This window comes from Gardnerella coleohominis (assembly GCF_002896555.1).
GTDB classification, from domain to species: domain Bacteria; phylum Actinomycetota; class Actinomycetes; order Actinomycetales; family Bifidobacteriaceae; genus Bifidobacterium; species Bifidobacterium vaginale_F.
In genome coordinates, this window is sequence record NZ_MNLH01000002.1 from 338,243 (window position 1) to 352,806 (window position 14,564).

A 14,564-nucleotide genomic window follows, 5' to 3' on the forward strand; every position below is an offset into this window, starting at 1 on the left:
AGGACACATGGAAGCTAAAGCAATCGCTCGTCACGTACGCGTGACGCCGCGCAAGGCTCGCCGCATGGTCGACCTCATCCGAGGCAAGCGTGCAAGCGAAGCTATTACCATTTTGAAGTTTGCTCCTCAGGACGCATCTTTGCCGGTGCGTAAGGTTCTCGAAAGCGCGATCGCTAATGCTCGCGTTAAGGCCGAAAAGGCTGGCGAACCATTCCGTGAGCAGGACTTGGTCATCAAGGAAACCTATGTGGATGAAGGCGTAACGCTTAAGCGTTTCCGCGCTCGTGCACAGGGTCGCGCTGCGCGCATTAACAAGCGCACAAGCCATATCACTGTTATCGTCTCGCTTAAGGAAGGGGATCGCTAAAGATGGGTCAGAAGATCAATCCTTTCGGCTATCGCCTGGGCATTACCGAGAATCATCGTTCTAAGTGGTTCTCTGATTCCACTAAGGCTGGCGAGCGTTACCGTGACTTCGTTCTTGAGGATGACAAGATTCGCAAGGAAATGAGCCACGACCTCGAACGTGCAGGTGTATCTCGTATTGTTATCGAGCGTACTCGTGATCGCGTGCGTGTGGATATTCACACAGCTCGCCCAGGTATCGTTATCGGTCGTCGTGGTGCAGAAGCTGAGCGCGTTCGTGCAAAGCTCGAGAAGCTCACAGGCAAACAAGTACAGCTCAACATCTTCGAAGTGAAGAACGCTGCACTTGACGCTCAGTTGGTTGCTCAGGGTATTGCGGAACAGTTGACAAACCGCGTTACATTCCGTCGTGCTATGCGTAAAGCTCAGCAGGACGCTATGCGCGCAGGAGCCAAGGGTATCCGTATCAAGCTTTCCGGCCGCCTTGGCGGTGCGGAAATGAGCCGTTCTGAGTTCTACCGTGAGGGTCGCGTTCCACTGCAGACCCTTCGCGCCCTCATTGATTATGGCTTCTTTGAAGCTAAGACCACTTACGGCCGTATTGGCGTAAAGGTCTGGATTTATAAGGGCGATATGACTGAGCGTGAGTTTGAAGAGCAGCAGGCACAGCAGGGCAAGCGTGAAGGTCGCCGTAACAGCGATCGTCGTCCACGTCGTGGAGCACGTTCTGCTAACCAGCAGAAGGCTGCTGAAGCACAGGCTGAAAAGCCAGCTGAAGCTGTAGCTGCTGAGGCTCCTGCCGCAACGGAAACGAAGGAGTGAGCAGATGCTTATCCCAAAGAGGACAAAATATCGCAAGCAGCACCGTCCTACCCGAAGCGGCATGTCTAAGGGTGGTACCGCAATCGCTTTCGGTGATTTCGGTATTCAGGCGCTGGCTCCGGCGTACATCACTAACCGTCAGATCGAGGCAGCTCGTATCGCCATGACCCGCTACATCAAGCGTGGTGGTCGTGTGTGGATTACGGTCTTCCCAGATCGTCCATTGACCAAGCATCCGCTTGGTGCACGAATGGGTTCCGGTAAAGGTGCTCCAGAATTCTGGATTGCCAATATTCACCCAGGACGTGTAATGTTTGAAATCGGTGGTGTTTCTGAGGACATCGCTCGCGAGGCTTTGCGCCGCGCCATCGATAAGCTCCCTATGAAATGCCGTGTTATTGCGCGTGAAGGCGGTGACATCTGATGCCAGTCGGAACTGCAGACTACACCATCAAGAATTTGAACGAGAAGACCAATGCTGAAATTGAAGGCTTCTTGAAGAAGTCCAAGGAAGAGCTTTTTAACTTGCGCTTCCAGGCAGCAACCGGTCAACTTGAAAACACCGCTCGCCTCAAGGCTGTCAAGCACGACATTGCTAGGATGTATACTGTCCTACGTGAGCGTGAACTCGGCATTAGCCAAGAGCCAAGCGTGACTGAGGTCAAGGAGAAGTAAGCATGGCTGAGAACCAAGAGCGCAACTTCCGCAAGGTTCGTCGCGGCTACGTCGTGTCCGAAGCCATGGACAAGACGATTACTGTCGAGTTGGAACAGCGTTCAACCCATCCACTTTATGGTAAGGTTGTTCGTTCCACCAGCAAGGTCAAAGCCCATGATGAACACAACGAGGCACATGTTGGCGACCTCGTGAGTATTATGGAAACTCGGCACGTGAGCAAGACCAAGTGCTGGCGTCTCGAATCTATTATCGAGCGCGCCAAGTAAACAAGTTCGGCAAGGCTCCGCACTTCACCCGTGTCTGTTCTTTTGATCAGCACGGGTGAGTGGGGAGAACCAGCTCGGCTAAGGAGAATCAATGATTCAGCAGGAAACGCGGCTTCATGTCGCCGACAACACGGGTGCTAAGGAATTACTTGCCATCCGCGTGCTCGGTGGATCGAAGCGACGCTATGCCGGCATCGGCGACATCATCGTCGCCTCCGTCAAGGACGCGATCCCTGGCGGGTCGGTCAAGAAAGGCGACGTAGTCAAGGCTGTCGTCGTCCGTACTGTCAAGGAACATCGTCGTATCGATGGTTCCTATATTAAGTTCGACGAGAACGCCGCCGTCATTCTCGGCTCTGGCCGTGAACCAAAGGGCACTCGTATCTTCGGACCAGTCGGTCGTGAATTGCGCGATAAGCGCTTCATGAAGATTGTGTCCCTAGCCCCGGAGGTGATCTGATATGGTAGCCAAAATTAAGTCCGGCGACCAGGTAAAGGTCATTCGCGGTAAGGATCGCGGTAAGGAAGGCAAAGTACTTCGCGTACTTGCCGAAGACCGTCTTATTGTCGAGGGTGTACAGGTTGTTAAGAAGCACGTTCGTGCCACCCAGCAGGGTCAGCAGGCGGGCATTGTTTCTGTAGAGGCTCCAATCCATCGTTCTAACGTGATGGTTATTGACCCAGAAACTAAGCAGCCTACCCGCGTTGGCGTGATCGTCAAGCAAGAGGCTCGTGACGGCAAGGTGAAAACCGTGCGCGTGCGTGTCGCCAAGAAGTCCGGAAAGGAGCTGGCATGACCGATACTATTGTTGAGGCACCGGCAACTCCGCGCTTAAAGCAGCAATATAATGATCAAATCGTTCCTGCCTTGGAAAAGGAATTTGGACATACTAATCCTATGCAAGTAGCTCGCGTGCAAAAGATCGTCGTATCTATGGGCGTCGGTGCAGCTGCTCGTGATTCCAAACTTATCGAAGGCGCGATTAAAGATCTCACTTTGATCACTGGCCAGAAGCCAAAGGTCACCAAGGCTAAGAAGTCTGTCGCACAATTCCATTTGCGTGAAGGCCAGGCTATTGGTGCTTATGTAACACTTCGTGGCGATCGTATGTGGGAATTCTTGGATCGTCTGCTCACTCTGGCTTTGCCACGTATTCGCGATTTCCGCGGTATTAGTGGCAACCAGTTTGACGGTCAGGGAAATTACAACTTTGGTCTCACTGAACAGTCTATGTTCCATGAGATTGATCCTGACTCGATTGATCATCAGCGTGGTATGGACATCACCGTGGTGACCACCACCAAGGACGATGTGGAAGCTAAATCTTTGCTTAAGCATCTCGGCTTCCCATTCAAGGAGAACTGAAATGGCAAAAACCGCTCTGAAAAACAAGGCGGCCGCTAAGCCGAAGTTCAAGGTGCGCGCTTATACGCGCTGCCAGGTTTGTGGTCGTCCCCACTCCGTGTATCGCAAGTTCGGTTTGTGCCGCGTATGCCTTCGTGAAAAGGCTCATCGCGGTGAACTGCCGGGTGTTACGAAGTCCAGTTGGTAAATATCGACGCTGAAGGTCCACTGCCGATGACAGAAAGTCTAGAAAATGGCGGTGGAAACCACGGCGAGAAAGGGCGTTAGCCCACATGACAATGACAGATCCTATCGCAGATATGTTGACACGTCTGCGTAATGCGAGCGCGGCAAAGCACGATACAGTGGATATGCCGTACTCCAAGTTCAAGGCGAATATCGCCGAGATTCTGAAGCGCGAAGGCTATATTAAGGACTTTGCTGCTAAGGAAGCCAAGGTTGGACAGACATTGGAAATTACGTTGAAGTACGGTTCCAATGGTCAGCGTTCCATCCAGGGTATTAAGCGCATTTCTAAGCCAGGCTTGCGTCGTTATGCAAAGTCTGACTCTTTGCCAATGCCTCTTGGTGGCCTCGGTATCGCAATCATCTCGACTAGCTCGGGATTGTTGACCCAGAAGGAATGCCTCGATCGAGGCATTGGCGGCGAAATCGTCGCTTACGTATGGTGAGAAAGGAGAGCTGAAAATGGCATCGCATATTGGTAAGCTCCCCGTCGACATCCCTGCAGGCGTGGAAGTTAAAATTGAAGGTCAGGCTTTTAGCGCCAAGGGTGCTAAGGGTACTGATAACTATGTAATCCCAGAAGGCATCACTGCTGAGGTTGCTGATGGTCAGGTTGTACTGACTCCTGCTGACGATTTGCGTCCAACTCGTGCAAAGCATGGTTTGGCTCGTGCAATCGTGGCTTCCATCGTTAAGGGCGTTCACGAAGGTTACGCCAAGACTTTGGATATTGTTGGTACTGGTTATCGTGCTGCTAAGAAGGGTAAGGGTATTGAATTCTCCCTTGGCTATTCTCACACGATTACTATTGAACCTCCTGAAGGCATCGAATTAGAGTTGCCGAATCCCAACCAGGTAATCGTCAAGGGCACTGATAAGCAGGTCGTTGGCCAGGTTGCCGCTAACATTCGCAAGCTTCGCGCCCCTGAACCATATAAGGGCAAGGGCATCAAGTACTCAGATGAGCGTATCTTGCGCAAGGCTGGAAAGGCTGGTAAGTGATATGAGCGTCAAGATTTTCGGTAAAGGTACGAAAGTCGCGCGTTTGCGTCGTCACGCCCGTCTTCGTAAGCGTATCTCCGGTACGTCGGAGCGTCCTCGTTTGGTCGTTTCTCGTTCCAACCGTCATATGGTTGCTCAGATTGTGGATGACACCAAAGGTATTACTTTGGTAAGCGCTTCCACTCTGACTTCTGACTTCGCTGGTTTCACTGGCACGAAGACTGAAGCTGCAGCTAAGGTTGGCGAGTTAATCGCAGCTAAAGCGAAGGAAGCGGGCATCACCGCTGTTGTCTTCGATCGTGGCGGTAACAAATATCATGGTCGCGTCGCAGCTGTTGCTGAAGGCGCCCGTCAGGGAGGTCTAGCACTGTGAGCGACAACGAAAAGGAAACCCAAGTGGCTGAAGAAACTCAGAACACTCAGGCATCCGCTGAGGAACGCAATGATGACCGTCGTTCTCGCCGTTCTAAGGGCGAGGGCAAGCGCGGTGAACGTCGTAGCCGTCGTGAAGAAAACCGCGGTGAAGAGCTTCTCGATCGCGTTGTAACCATTAACCGTGTTTCTAAGACACACAAGGGTGGTCGTACTTTTAGCTTTGCAGCATTAGTTGTTGTAGGCGACGGTAAGGGCACTGTCGGTGTTGGTTATGGTAAGTCTCGCGAAGTCCCAGCAGCTATTGCTAAGGGTCAGCTCGATGCTAAGAAGCATATGTTTACTGTTCCACGCATTCGTGGTACCGTCACCCATCCGGTTCTCGGTCATGATGCTGCTGGTACTGTTTTGCTTCGCCCAGCTGCTCCTGGTACTGGTGTAATTGCTGGTGGTGCAGTGCGCGCCGTTATGGAATGCGCAGGCATTACTGATATCCTCACCAAGTCCATGGGCTCTGCAACCGCTGTTAACGTGGTTCGCGCAACTGTGGATGCTTTGAAGAAGCTTGAAGAGCCAGAAGAAATTTCTGCTCGTCGTGGTCTTTCCCTCGAGGAAGTTGCACCTGATGCTTTGCTTCGCGAACGTGCTGCAGGTATTGCTGAAGCACGTAAGGCTCGCGAAGAAGCTCAAGCTGCAAAGGCTCAAGCTGCAAAGGATGGTGAGTGATGTCTAATTTGAAGATCACTCTGGTACACGGTTTGGTTCATTCCACCGAGCGCCAGCGCGCAAACGTTCGCACTCTTGGCCTTCATAAGATTGGTCACAGTGTTGTTCGTGAAGACACCCCCGTCAATCGTGGCTTGGTAATGGCCGTGCGCCACTTGGTAAGCGTCGAGGAGGTTGACTGATTATGGCTAATGAAGAACCAATGCTTCACATGCACACGTTGCGTCCAGCTCCAGGAGCTAACAAGGATCGCATTCGTGTTGGCCGTGGTGAAGGCTCTAAGGGTAAAACTTCTGGTCGTGGCGATAAAGGTACGAAGAAGCGTTACCAAGTTCGTCCAGGCTTTGAAGGCGGTCAGCTTCCACTTTACATGCGTTTACCAAAGCTTCGCGGCTTTAGAAGTCCTTTCAAGAAGGAATTCCAGGTAGTGAACGTTGCAACTCTTGCTGAGCTTTTCCCAAAGGGTGGCGAAGTTACTGTTGCTGACTTGGTAGTCAAGGGCGCTGTGCGTGATGGCTATCCTGTTAAGGTTTTGGGCGATGGCGATTTGAGCGTCGCTTTGAACTTGAAGGGTGTAAAGGCTTCTGCTTCTGCTAAGGCTAAGGTTGAAGCTGCTGGTGGCTCTGTTAGCGAAGAGTAGTAATACTTTAAGCTAGTTGATAGTCACTTTATAATGCATCGATAATCCCTCCGGCATGTGCTGGAGGGATTATTTGCTATTAAGATTTGTTTATATTTGTTTAGATTTGCTTGCAGTTTATATCTGCTTGCAATAGTTTTATGCTATTTTTCTTAGCGGCGTGCCGGTAGACACCGTAGGTTACACTATTTCCTCAGAGTTTGTTTTTTTACTGGTTGCGCTTAGATAGTCGCGCAAAAAGGGAGGAAGACCCAGGTGAAAACGTTAATCCAGGCCTTCAAGACGAAAGAGTTGAGGAATAAAATCCTCTTCGTCTTCGCGATGATAATTATTTATCGTATTGGTTCGTTTATCCCGATCCCGGGTGTGAACTATAAAGTAGTGAGTGCTTGCACTGCTCGCTTAGCTTCTTCAAACGAGAACTTTATAGGTTTGGTTAACCTGTTTTCTGGCGGTTCTTTGTTGCAGCTTTCTATTTTTGCTTTAGGTGTTATGCCTTACATCACTGCATCAATTGTTATTCAGTTATTGCGTGTTGTAATTCCGCGATTTGAAGCATTGCACAAAGAAGGTCAGTCCGGTGAAACAAAACTTACGCAGTATACTCGTTATCTGACTGTTGGCTTAGCTGTTTTGCAGTCGGTTACTATTCTTGTTACTGCAAGGAATGGAATGCTTTTTGGCGGTATGTGCCCAGGAGTTATTCCTAATGGAAATGATTTGCCGTTTATGGTTATTATTATGACCGGCGGTACTGGTCTTATCATGTGGATGGCAGAACTTGTTACCGATAAGGGTATTGGTCAAGGTATGTCAGTCTTAATCTTCATGTCTATATGCGCTGGATTCTTGCCAAAGCTTTGGGGTATTGGCTGGGGTAGCAACGGTTCAGATGGCGATTGGGTTAAGTTCGGCATTGTTACTGGCGTTCTGCTTGTTATTCTTGTGTTTGTTGATTTCGTGGAGCTTGCTCAGCGTCGTATTCCTGTGCAGTACACGCGTCGTATGATTGGCCGTAAGATGTACGGCGGCTCATCAACTTATCTTCCATTGAAAGTTAATATGAGCGGCGTTATTCCACCAATCTTTGCTTCGTCTATTCTTGCTGTTCCAACGCTTATTGCTCAGTTTGGTAATAGGGATCAACAGTGGGTTAAGTGGATTGAAGAGAATTTTGCAAATACAACATCTGTTTGGTATATCGCTTTGTATGCTTTGATGATTGTATTCTTCTGCTTCTTCTACACTGAGATTACTTTTAACACTGATGAAACTGCTGATAATATGAAGGAATACGGCGGATTTATCCCAGGTATTCGTGCAGGCAGCGCTACAAGCAAGTATCTTAGCTATGTTATGAACAGATTGAACACTGTTGGTGCTGTTTACTTACTATTTGTTGCTTTGATTCCAACTGTTTTGATTAAGACATTAGACTTGAACACCAAGCTTCCATTTGGTGGTACTACGATTTTGATTATTGCAGGCGTTGGTTTGGATACTTTGCGTCAAGCATTGGCTCAAACCGAACAGTTCCAGTACGCTGGATTCTTGTTCAATCATGATGCAAAGAATCAAGTATCTAAGTAAGTTAAGTATCTAAATTAAGTATCTAAATTACAGCACTTAAGCTAAGGAGATTGATATGCGATTGCTGATTATGGGACCGCAAGGCGTTGGCAAAGGTACTCAGGCCGCGTTATTGAGTGAACACTATGATATTCCAGCTATTTCTACTGGTGATATTTTCCGTTACAATCTTAAGAATCAAACGGAGCTCGGTAAACAGGTTCAGGGATATCTTGACAAAGGTGAGTTGGTTCCTGATGAGCTAACTAACAGCATTGTGAAGGATCGTTTAGCTCAAGATGACACTAAAAAGGGTTGGATTCTTGACGGATATCCTCGTAATGCTTCTCAGGTTCAAGCCTTAGACAGGATGCTTGAGGAACTTAATACTCCTCTGGATCATGTTGTGGCTTTGGAGGCTGAGCGTGATGTTTTAATTGAGCGTATGAAGAAGCGCGCAGTTGAGCAGGGTCGTTCAGATGATACTCCTGAGGTTATTGCTAAGCGTCTTGAAACTTATGAGCGCGAAACTGCTCCATTGCTTGATATTTATGATAGCCGTGGTCAGTTGGTTGAAGTTGACGGCGTTGGCGATGTAGCTGAGATTAATCATCGCATTATTCAATCTTTGAGCTAGATTAAGTTCTTTGAACTGAAGTAAAACTTAATTATTAGCGCCTGGTGCGACACGCCGAATGTCGTATTGGGCGCTTTTGCTGTATTATTAAAGATTGGTGTGTCTTCGGACGCGCAAAGTATTATGTCCAAGGATCGGAACGAGGCTCATGGCAAAAGACGGTGTGATTGAAGTCGAAGGCAGAGTAGTTGAAGCATTGCCTAATGCGATGTTTCGCGTGCAGCTTGAGAACGAACACATCGTGCTCGCTACAATTTCGGGCAAGATGCGTAAGAATTATATTCGCATTCTGCCGCAGGATCGCGTTGTGCTAGAAATGAGTCCATATGATTTGAACCGTGGACGTATTACGTACCGATACAAGTAAGGTACAAGTAAAAAGGAAAACCATGAAGGTCAGCCCGAGTGTTAAAAAGATCTGCGACAATTGCCGTGTGATCAAACGCAAACGCCGCGTCATGGTGATCTGCACCAACCCACGTCATAAGCAGCGTCAGGGCTGAGTAGATTCCCATCGCGGAAATAAAGAAATAAGGCACTAAATCACAGCATTGCTGTTTTAGTTTTAAAGCTTAGTTTTTAAAATCTAAGTTTTGAAGTTAAGAAGTGACAGCATGCCGAACCCTGGGTGCGCAGGCCCAGGCCGCAATATGCGGGAGATTTGGTGTACGACCTGCGTGAACAGTAAAGGAATCGCAATGGCACGTCTTGCCGGAGTAGATATTCCCAATGAGAAGCGCATTGAGATTGCCCTCACCTACATTTTTGGTGTTGGACGTACTCGCGCTAAGGAAACGCTTGCCGCGACCGGTATTAATCCGGACACTCGCGTCAAGGATCTTACTGATGATCAATTAATCACTTTGCGTGATTATCTCGAAGGTAACTACAAGATCGAGGGTGATTTGCGTCGTGAAATCGACGCTGATATTCGTCGTAAGATTCAGATCAACTGCTATCAAGGCCAGCGTCATCGCAAGGGTCTTCCTGTGCGTGGTCAGCGTACTAAGACTAATGCTCGCACTCGTAAGGGTCCGAAGCGTACTGTCGCCGGGAAGAAGAAGGCCACCCGATAGTAGTCGGTGGTCGGCTCTAGGCCACGAGGTTATTCTCATCGCCTAGACATACCAACTCATTCGTCATTAGGAAACGAGGGTCAATGGCAGCTGCAAAGCAAGCCTCGCGCAAGCCGCGTCGCCGGGACCGCAAGTCGGTACCGGTTGGGCAGGCGCATATTAAGTCAACATTTAATAACACTATTATCTCCATCACCGATCTATCCGGTGCAGTCCTTTCCTGGGCTTCCGGTGGTGATGTCGGCTTTAAGGGTTCCCGTAAGTCGACTCCTTACGCTGCAGGTATGGCCGCTGAGTCTGCCGCTCGTAAGGCTATGGAGCACGGCCTTAAGAAGGTCGATGTGTTTGTTAAGGGTCCAGGTTCCGGTCGTGAAACCGCTATCCGTTCCCTCCAGTCCGCGGGTCTCGAAGTTGGTTCTATTACCGACGTCACCCCGCAAGCGCATAACGGCGTACGCCCACCAAAGCGTCGCCGCGTCTGAGCACTCTTACGAATCCATCCATCCAACCCGCTTATGGAAGGCGTGTGCACCACCGACCAGAAGCTGAAAGGATACCAAAGTGCTTATCGCACAGCGTCCGACACTTACCGAGGAATCACTGAATCCCCAGCGTTCTCGCTTTACTATTGAGCCGTTGGAGCCAGGTTTCGGCTACACGCTCGGCAATTCGCTCCGTCGTACTTTGTTGAGTTCTATTCCAGGAGCCGCCGTTACATCGGTGCGTATTTCTGGTGCTCTTCATGAGTTTACGACTCTGCCAGGTGTTGAAGAGGATGTCACTGAAATCCTGCTGAACATCAAAGGTATTGTGCTCACAAGTGAGTATGACGAACCTGTAGTGATGTATCTTCGAAAGAACGGCAAAGGTGAAGCAACTGCTGGAGATATTACTCCTCCGGCTGGTGTGACTATTGCCAATCCTGAGATGCATATTGCTACTCTCGCAGAAGATGGCGAGCTCGAAATTGAGTTCACTGTTGAGCGTGGCCGTGGCTATGTGCCAGCTCAGATGAACAAGCAGGAGAACAGCGAAATCGGCCGCATTCCTGTGGATTCGATCTACTCGCCAGTATTAAAGGTGAGCTATAAGGTCGAAGCTACCCGCGTGGAACAGCGCACGGACTTCGATAAGCTCATCCTGGATGTGGAAACTAAGCCGGCTATCTCTCCACGTGATGCAGTTGCATCAGCAGGTTCGACTTTGGTTGAGCTTTTCGGTCTTTGCCGTGAGCTTAATCTTCAAGCCGAAGGTGTGGAGGTTGGTCCAGCTCCTGCCATGGAGGAATCTAATTCCCAAATGGCTATACCGATTGAGCAAATGAATCTTACGCAGCGTAGCTATAATTGCTTGAAGCGTGAGGGTATTCATACAGTCGGTGAATTAGTAGTTCACACTGAGCAGGATTTGCTCGATATTCGTAATTTCGGCATGAAATCCATCGATGAAGTGAAAGAAAAGTTGCAGTCCATGGGATTGTCATTGAAGGCTTCACCGCTTGGCTTTGACGCCAATAATCTCGAAGGTGGTACTTTCTTCTCGCCTGAAGACGAGTAAAGTAGCACTGCAAGTGCCGTAACATTCGGATGTTCGGGTTGATGCCCACCTGAATGATGCGACAATTGCGACAATAAGGAGTAACAATGCCTACACCGAAACAAGGCCCTCGTCTGGCTTCAAGCCCAGCGCATGAGCGCCTGATGCTGGCCAACATGGCGACCAGCCTTTTCCAGCACGGTCGTATTGTGACGACTCTGCCAAAGGCAAAGCGTCTTCGTCCACTTGCTGAGCGTTTGGTCACATTCGCTAAGCGTGGCGATTTGCATTCACGTCGTCGCGTGTTGCGCGTGATCCGCGACAAGTCCGTGGTTCACAATCTCTTCACTTCGATTGCTGAGCAGATGGAGCAGCGCGAAGGCGGTTACACCCGCATCGTGAAGATCGCTCCTCGTCGTGGTGATACTGCTCCACAGGCTATTATCGAGCTTGTGGCTGAGCCAGTAAGCCCAAAGCAGGCAGTCGTTAAAGAAGCTGAAGCTGCAACAAAGGTAGCTACTGAGGCTGAGTAAGCCTGGGGTGCAGTAAGACTTATATGCGATTCGTTAATATGATTCGTTAATAGGATTTGTTTATAAGTTTTATGATTACCTTGTAAGTTTACTTAAACGAGTCAGGAATTTTCCTGGCTCGTTTTTGTTTAATAGGATTTAACTAATTTCTAGCCAGAGAAATCATGAATATTTCCTTAACGTTTCTCAAGTAGAGGCAAACCTTTAGAATAGTACGCATGCCTAAAAAGAATTCACTTACTATGCATCGCGTATTAGCACTATTTCTTACTTATGTTTTATTGTGCTTTTGTGGCGGTGGTGCACTAAGCATATTGTTTGTGCCAAGCGTTATGAGCGTAAATAGTGTTGTGAAATCTGTTGTTCCTTCGCTTCGTGTTGACGGCATAGATTTTGACGTCACTGCTTTACCTCAGAAATCGCGTATTTTTGCGTCTGATGGAAAAACAGTTATAGCTACGTTCTACGCTCAAAATCGTACTGTTGTTCCTCTTCGCAAGATTTCCCAATACATGCAGCGAGCAATGGTAGCTCGAGAAGATCGTCGCTTCTTTGAGCATTCAGGCGTTGACGTGCAAGGCGTTATGCGAGCTTTTGTGCAAACATTTATTAAGCATGGAAGTATGCAGGGTGGTTCTTCGCTTACACAGCAGTATGTGAAGAATGTTCTGATGATTAAGGCTCGTGACGATAACGATCCTATTGCTGAATACCATGCTTCAGAAGGCACGATTGCGCGTAAGCTTCGTGAGATGCTTATAGCAATTCAAATGGAAAAGAAGTATTCAAAGTTAGAGATTCTTCAAGGCTATTTGAATATCGCGCAGTTTGGAAGCAATAATTTGTATGGCGTTGAAATGGCAGCTAAGCGATATTTCAACACTACAGCTGAGAAACTTGATTTAGTTCAGTCTGCAACTATCGCGGCTATTACTAAGAATCCTGCTAGGTATGATCCTTCTATTGAAAGTAATTTGAAGGACTCGCAAATTCAGCGAAATACTGTTTTGGATTTGATGTTACGTCAAGGCTTTATTTCTAAAGCTGAACACGATAAAGCTTCTGCTATTCCTGTTAAAGATACTTTAAATATTCAAAGAAATATATCGCATGTTGGATGTCAAGCAGCTGGGGATGCAGCATTCTTCTGCGATTATGTTACTAAGAAAATCCTTAATTCTCGCGAATTTGGCAGCAGTGTGATGGCTCGTCAAAAGTTGCTTAATGAAGGTGGCTTGGATATTTATTCCACAATGGATATTCATGCTAATGACGCTGCAATGAAAACTGCGCGTAAAACTATTCCTGTGAACGATAGCAGCGGTTTTGAGGTTTCTATTGCTGCTATTAAACCTGGAACTGGTGAAGTTTTGGGATTTGGTAGCAATCGTATTTATGATGCTACGGATGCTGCAAGGCTTGATCCTACTCACACCGCTATCAATTATGCGGTTGATGAGCGCGATGGTGGCGGTTTAGGTTGGCAAGTTGGTTCTACTTGGAAGCCTATTAACATGGTTGCTTGGCTTTTAGCTGGAAAGTCGATCAATCAGCCTTTGCGTACTTCTACTTTGTATAATAACGATGATTTTTCGTGCGCTAGGTATCACGGTTTAGGTAAATGGCCTGTTCAGAATTCTGGCGGTGGTACTGTTAGCCCTGAAACGCCGTTAATGGGTCTTGTGCATTCTCATAACACTATTCAGGCTTCTATGGGTTCGCAGATTAAGTTGTGTGCTGTTGCTGAAGCTGCAAGAACTTTGGGTTATCATAATTCTCCTTTAGGTCAGGAAGATATTTTCTCTAAGAATTCTTTGAACCCTCCTATGATGATTGGTGCTGTGCAGGGATCGCCTTTGAGTATGGCAAATGTTTATGCGACTATTGGCGCTGATGGCGTGCAATGCGATCCTATTGCTATTAAGCGAGTAATAGATAAAAATGGAAAGCGCTTGCGTGTTCCTAGCGCTCACTGCCATCAAGCTATTCCTAAGAAGGTTGCGCAAACTGTTGCTTATGCTATGAATCAAGGTGTTGTTCAGCCAACTGGTGTCGCAAGAGTTGCTCAGCTTGAAGGTGGCCGTAAGACTTTTGCTAAGACTGGTACTAACGAAGATACTTACATGCTTACGGGTGGATTTATACCTAATCAAGTTGCAGCATTTGTGGCAGTCGGCAATGCTGAGCATCCTAAGACTTTTAACGGTGCCATGATTAATGGCGTTAGAAGAGGCACTTGGTTTGGTGTGTTTATTGCTGCACCAGCTTGGAAGTACTTCATGGATACTTATTCTGATGCTGCGAAGCTCCCTAAAGATAATGATTACGGTAAGCCGGATCCTGATTTCTTAAGGGGTGGCCCTATGCCGTCAGATTTGAAGCGTAATTCAGACGCTGCGGAACAGCGTAATCGTGATTCTGATGCTCAACGTGAGGCTGCTCGTGAACAGCATGGTTCACAAAGTGGTTCTCAAGCTGGAGATCAAACTAATGCTGGTACAGGCGGTACAGGTGGTACCGGCGGTACCGGCGGTACTGATGATGGCAACGATGGTGACAATCAGTAGTGATGCTGAAAGTCGGTAATTGTTAGGTCAATTGCTAATCGTTGTGAAATCAGCGAAGTTGAGTAGTAAAAATATAAAGTAAAAATATAAAGTAAAAGAGATTAGCAGATTCCGTTTATGGCATTTATAGTATTTGTGTCATTCATGGGGTCTGCTTAATCCATAAGTTTAAGGAGCTTGAAA

At 48.0% G+C, this 14,564-nt stretch carries 24 protein-coding genes; all 24 read left to right on the forward strand.

Translation table 11 applies throughout. From position 1 onward, the window contains the following. Positions 1 to 7 precede the first annotated feature (7 nt). A complete protein-coding gene (rplV, locus tag BFS05_RS03255; protein ID WP_004114358.1) occupies positions 8 to 367 on the forward strand; it encodes a 50S ribosomal protein L22 in 360 nt (119 codons plus the stop codon). 2 nt (positions 368 to 369) lie between these two features. Further along, positions 370 to 1,188, forward strand: a complete 819-nt coding sequence (gene rpsC / locus BFS05_RS03260) for a 30S ribosomal protein S3 (RefSeq protein WP_103084562.1) — start codon at positions 370 to 372, stop codon at positions 1,186 to 1,188. Positions 1,189 to 1,192: 4 nt separating this feature from the next. After that, complete coding sequence (gene rplP / locus BFS05_RS03265; protein ID WP_075523715.1) at positions 1,193 to 1,612, forward strand: 50S ribosomal protein L16; 420 nt, start codon at positions 1,193 to 1,195, stop codon at positions 1,610 to 1,612. Next, the gene (gene rpmC / locus BFS05_RS03270; protein WP_075523714.1) at positions 1,612 to 1,863 is read left to right on the forward strand and encodes a 50S ribosomal protein L29; all 252 of its coding nucleotides are present in this window, start codon (positions 1,612 to 1,614) and stop codon (positions 1,861 to 1,863) included. Before rplP ends, rpmC begins: the two co-directional genes overlap by 1 nt. A gap of 2 nt (positions 1,864 to 1,865) precedes the next feature. Further along, the gene (gene rpsQ, locus BFS05_RS03275; protein WP_075523713.1) at positions 1,866 to 2,132 is read left to right on the forward strand and encodes a 30S ribosomal protein S17; all 267 of its coding nucleotides are present in this window, start codon (positions 1,866 to 1,868) and stop codon (positions 2,130 to 2,132) included. Positions 2,133 to 2,223: 91 nt separating this feature from the next. Beyond that, positions 2,224 to 2,592, forward strand: a complete 369-nt coding sequence (gene rplN, locus BFS05_RS03280; protein WP_075523712.1) for a 50S ribosomal protein L14 — start codon at positions 2,224 to 2,226, stop codon at positions 2,590 to 2,592. Position 2,593: 1 nt separating this feature from the next. Further along, a complete protein-coding gene (rplX, locus tag BFS05_RS03285; protein ID WP_004114367.1) occupies positions 2,594 to 2,929 on the forward strand; it encodes a 50S ribosomal protein L24 in 336 nt (111 codons plus the stop codon). After that, entirely contained in the window at positions 2,926 to 3,498 is a 573-nt protein-coding gene (gene rplE / locus BFS05_RS03290) for a 50S ribosomal protein L5 (RefSeq protein WP_103084563.1), read from the forward strand. Before rplX ends, rplE begins: the two co-directional genes overlap by 4 nt. Before the next feature lies 1 nt (position 3,499). Next, positions 3,500 to 3,685 (forward strand): type Z 30S ribosomal protein S14, encoded by a 186-nt coding sequence (locus BFS05_RS03295; RefSeq protein WP_004114370.1) that lies wholly within the window; start codon positions 3,500 to 3,502, stop codon positions 3,683 to 3,685. An 85-nt stretch (positions 3,686 to 3,770) separates the two neighbouring features. Next, a complete protein-coding gene (gene rpsH, locus BFS05_RS03300; RefSeq protein WP_075523709.1) occupies positions 3,771 to 4,169 on the forward strand; it encodes a 30S ribosomal protein S8 in 399 nt (132 codons plus the stop codon). A gap of 16 nt (positions 4,170 to 4,185) precedes the next feature. Beyond that, positions 4,186 to 4,725: a 50S ribosomal protein L6 gene (gene rplF / locus BFS05_RS03305; RefSeq protein ID WP_103084564.1), complete on the forward strand. Its 540-nt coding sequence runs from the start codon at positions 4,186 to 4,188 to the stop codon at positions 4,723 to 4,725. Position 4,726: 1 nt separating this feature from the next. After that, positions 4,727 to 5,098 (forward strand): 50S ribosomal protein L18, encoded by a 372-nt coding sequence (rplR, locus tag BFS05_RS03310; RefSeq protein ID WP_103084565.1) that lies wholly within the window; start codon positions 4,727 to 4,729, stop codon positions 5,096 to 5,098. Beyond that, entirely contained in the window at positions 5,095 to 5,823 is a 729-nt protein-coding gene (gene rpsE / locus BFS05_RS03315; RefSeq protein ID WP_103084566.1) for a 30S ribosomal protein S5, read from the forward strand. The genes rplR and rpsE overlap by 4 nt, the downstream gene beginning before the upstream one ends. Next, entirely contained in the window at positions 5,823 to 6,005 is a 183-nt protein-coding gene (gene rpmD / locus BFS05_RS03320; RefSeq protein WP_075523705.1) for a 50S ribosomal protein L30, read from the forward strand. The genes rpsE and rpmD overlap by 1 nt, the downstream gene beginning before the upstream one ends. A 2-nt stretch (positions 6,006 to 6,007) precedes the next feature. Next, positions 6,008 to 6,463, forward strand: coding sequence for a 50S ribosomal protein L15 (rplO, locus tag BFS05_RS03325; protein WP_103084567.1), 456 nt, complete (start codon positions 6,008 to 6,010; stop codon positions 6,461 to 6,463). A gap of 255 nt (positions 6,464 to 6,718) precedes the next feature. After that, positions 6,719 to 8,053 (forward strand): preprotein translocase subunit SecY, encoded by a 1,335-nt coding sequence (gene secY, locus BFS05_RS03330; RefSeq protein WP_103084568.1) that lies wholly within the window; start codon positions 6,719 to 6,721, stop codon positions 8,051 to 8,053. A gap of 55 nt (positions 8,054 to 8,108) precedes the next feature. Next, positions 8,109 to 8,669, forward strand: coding sequence for an adenylate kinase (locus BFS05_RS03335; RefSeq protein WP_103084569.1), 561 nt, complete (start codon positions 8,109 to 8,111; stop codon positions 8,667 to 8,669). Between the two features lie 148 nt (positions 8,670 to 8,817). Then, positions 8,818 to 9,036, forward strand: coding sequence for a translation initiation factor IF-1 (gene infA / locus BFS05_RS03340; RefSeq protein ID WP_075523701.1), 219 nt, complete (start codon positions 8,818 to 8,820; stop codon positions 9,034 to 9,036). 22 nt (positions 9,037 to 9,058) lie between these two features. Beyond that, the gene (rpmJ, locus tag BFS05_RS03345) at positions 9,059 to 9,172 is read left to right on the forward strand and encodes a 50S ribosomal protein L36 (RefSeq protein WP_082266282.1); all 114 of its coding nucleotides are present in this window, start codon (positions 9,059 to 9,061) and stop codon (positions 9,170 to 9,172) included. Between the two features lie 195 nt (positions 9,173 to 9,367). Further along, positions 9,368 to 9,745 (forward strand): 30S ribosomal protein S13, encoded by a 378-nt coding sequence (gene rpsM / locus BFS05_RS03350; RefSeq protein ID WP_103084570.1) that lies wholly within the window; start codon positions 9,368 to 9,370, stop codon positions 9,743 to 9,745. Between the two features lie 83 nt (positions 9,746 to 9,828). Further along, positions 9,829 to 10,227 (forward strand): 30S ribosomal protein S11, encoded by a 399-nt coding sequence (rpsK, locus tag BFS05_RS03355; RefSeq protein WP_103084571.1) that lies wholly within the window; start codon positions 9,829 to 9,831, stop codon positions 10,225 to 10,227. A 79-nt stretch (positions 10,228 to 10,306) separates the two neighbouring features. Further along, the gene (locus BFS05_RS03360) at positions 10,307 to 11,302 is read left to right on the forward strand and encodes a DNA-directed RNA polymerase subunit alpha (protein WP_103084572.1); all 996 of its coding nucleotides are present in this window, start codon (positions 10,307 to 10,309) and stop codon (positions 11,300 to 11,302) included. Between the two features lie 86 nt (positions 11,303 to 11,388). After that, positions 11,389 to 11,814: a 50S ribosomal protein L17 gene (gene rplQ, locus BFS05_RS03365; protein ID WP_103084573.1), complete on the forward strand. Its 426-nt coding sequence runs from the start codon at positions 11,389 to 11,391 to the stop codon at positions 11,812 to 11,814. 218 nt (positions 11,815 to 12,032) lie between these two features. Next, complete coding sequence (locus BFS05_RS03370; RefSeq protein WP_103084574.1) at positions 12,033 to 14,381, forward strand: transglycosylase domain-containing protein; 2,349 nt, start codon at positions 12,033 to 12,035, stop codon at positions 14,379 to 14,381. The last annotated feature ends 183 nt before the right edge of the window (positions 14,382 to 14,564 follow it).

Excerpts from the sequence above, each read along its gene's own strand:
- BFS05_RS03295 (WP_004114370.1), top strand. The coding sequence starts at position 3,500 with ATGGCAAAAACCGCTCTGAAAAACAAGGCGGCCGCTAAGCCGAAGTTC.
- rpmJ (WP_082266282.1), top strand. The coding sequence starts at position 9,059 with ATGAAGGTCAGCCCGAGTGTTAAAAAGATCTGCGACAATTGCCGTGTG.
- rplN (WP_075523712.1), top strand. The coding sequence starts at position 2,224 with ATGATTCAGCAGGAAACGCGGCTTCATGTCGCCGACAACACGGGTGCT.
- rpmC (WP_075523714.1), top strand. The coding sequence starts at position 1,612 with ATGCCAGTCGGAACTGCAGACTACACCATCAAGAATTTGAACGAGAAG.
- BFS05_RS03335 (WP_103084569.1), top strand. The coding sequence starts at position 8,109 with ATGCGATTGCTGATTATGGGACCGCAAGGCGTTGGCAAAGGTACTCAG.
- rpmD (WP_075523705.1), top strand. The coding sequence starts at position 5,823 with ATGTCTAATTTGAAGATCACTCTGGTACACGGTTTGGTTCATTCCACC.
- rpsM (WP_103084570.1), top strand. The coding sequence starts at position 9,368 with ATGGCACGTCTTGCCGGAGTAGATATTCCCAATGAGAAGCGCATTGAG.
- rpsQ (WP_075523713.1), top strand. The coding sequence starts at position 1,866 with ATGGCTGAGAACCAAGAGCGCAACTTCCGCAAGGTTCGTCGCGGCTAC.
- BFS05_RS03370 (WP_103084574.1), top strand. The coding sequence starts at position 12,033 with ATGCCTAAAAAGAATTCACTTACTATGCATCGCGTATTAGCACTATTT.
- rplQ (WP_103084573.1), top strand. The coding sequence starts at position 11,389 with ATGCCTACACCGAAACAAGGCCCTCGTCTGGCTTCAAGCCCAGCGCAT.
- rplF (WP_103084564.1), top strand. The coding sequence starts at position 4,186 with ATGGCATCGCATATTGGTAAGCTCCCCGTCGACATCCCTGCAGGCGTG.
- rpsK (WP_103084571.1), top strand. The coding sequence starts at position 9,829 with ATGGCAGCTGCAAAGCAAGCCTCGCGCAAGCCGCGTCGCCGGGACCGC.
- rplX (WP_004114367.1), top strand. The coding sequence starts at position 2,594 with ATGGTAGCCAAAATTAAGTCCGGCGACCAGGTAAAGGTCATTCGCGGT.
- rplV (WP_004114358.1), top strand. The coding sequence starts at position 8 with ATGGAAGCTAAAGCAATCGCTCGTCACGTACGCGTGACGCCGCGCAAG.
- rplP (WP_075523715.1), top strand. The coding sequence starts at position 1,193 with ATGCTTATCCCAAAGAGGACAAAATATCGCAAGCAGCACCGTCCTACC.
- rpsH (WP_075523709.1), top strand. The coding sequence starts at position 3,771 with ATGACAATGACAGATCCTATCGCAGATATGTTGACACGTCTGCGTAAT.
- rpsC (WP_103084562.1), top strand. The coding sequence starts at position 370 with ATGGGTCAGAAGATCAATCCTTTCGGCTATCGCCTGGGCATTACCGAG.
- rplO (WP_103084567.1), top strand. The coding sequence starts at position 6,008 with ATGGCTAATGAAGAACCAATGCTTCACATGCACACGTTGCGTCCAGCT.
- rplE (WP_103084563.1), top strand. The coding sequence starts at position 2,926 with ATGACCGATACTATTGTTGAGGCACCGGCAACTCCGCGCTTAAAGCAG.
- rplR (WP_103084565.1), top strand. The coding sequence starts at position 4,727 with ATGAGCGTCAAGATTTTCGGTAAAGGTACGAAAGTCGCGCGTTTGCGT.
- infA (WP_075523701.1), top strand. The coding sequence starts at position 8,818 with ATGGCAAAAGACGGTGTGATTGAAGTCGAAGGCAGAGTAGTTGAAGCA.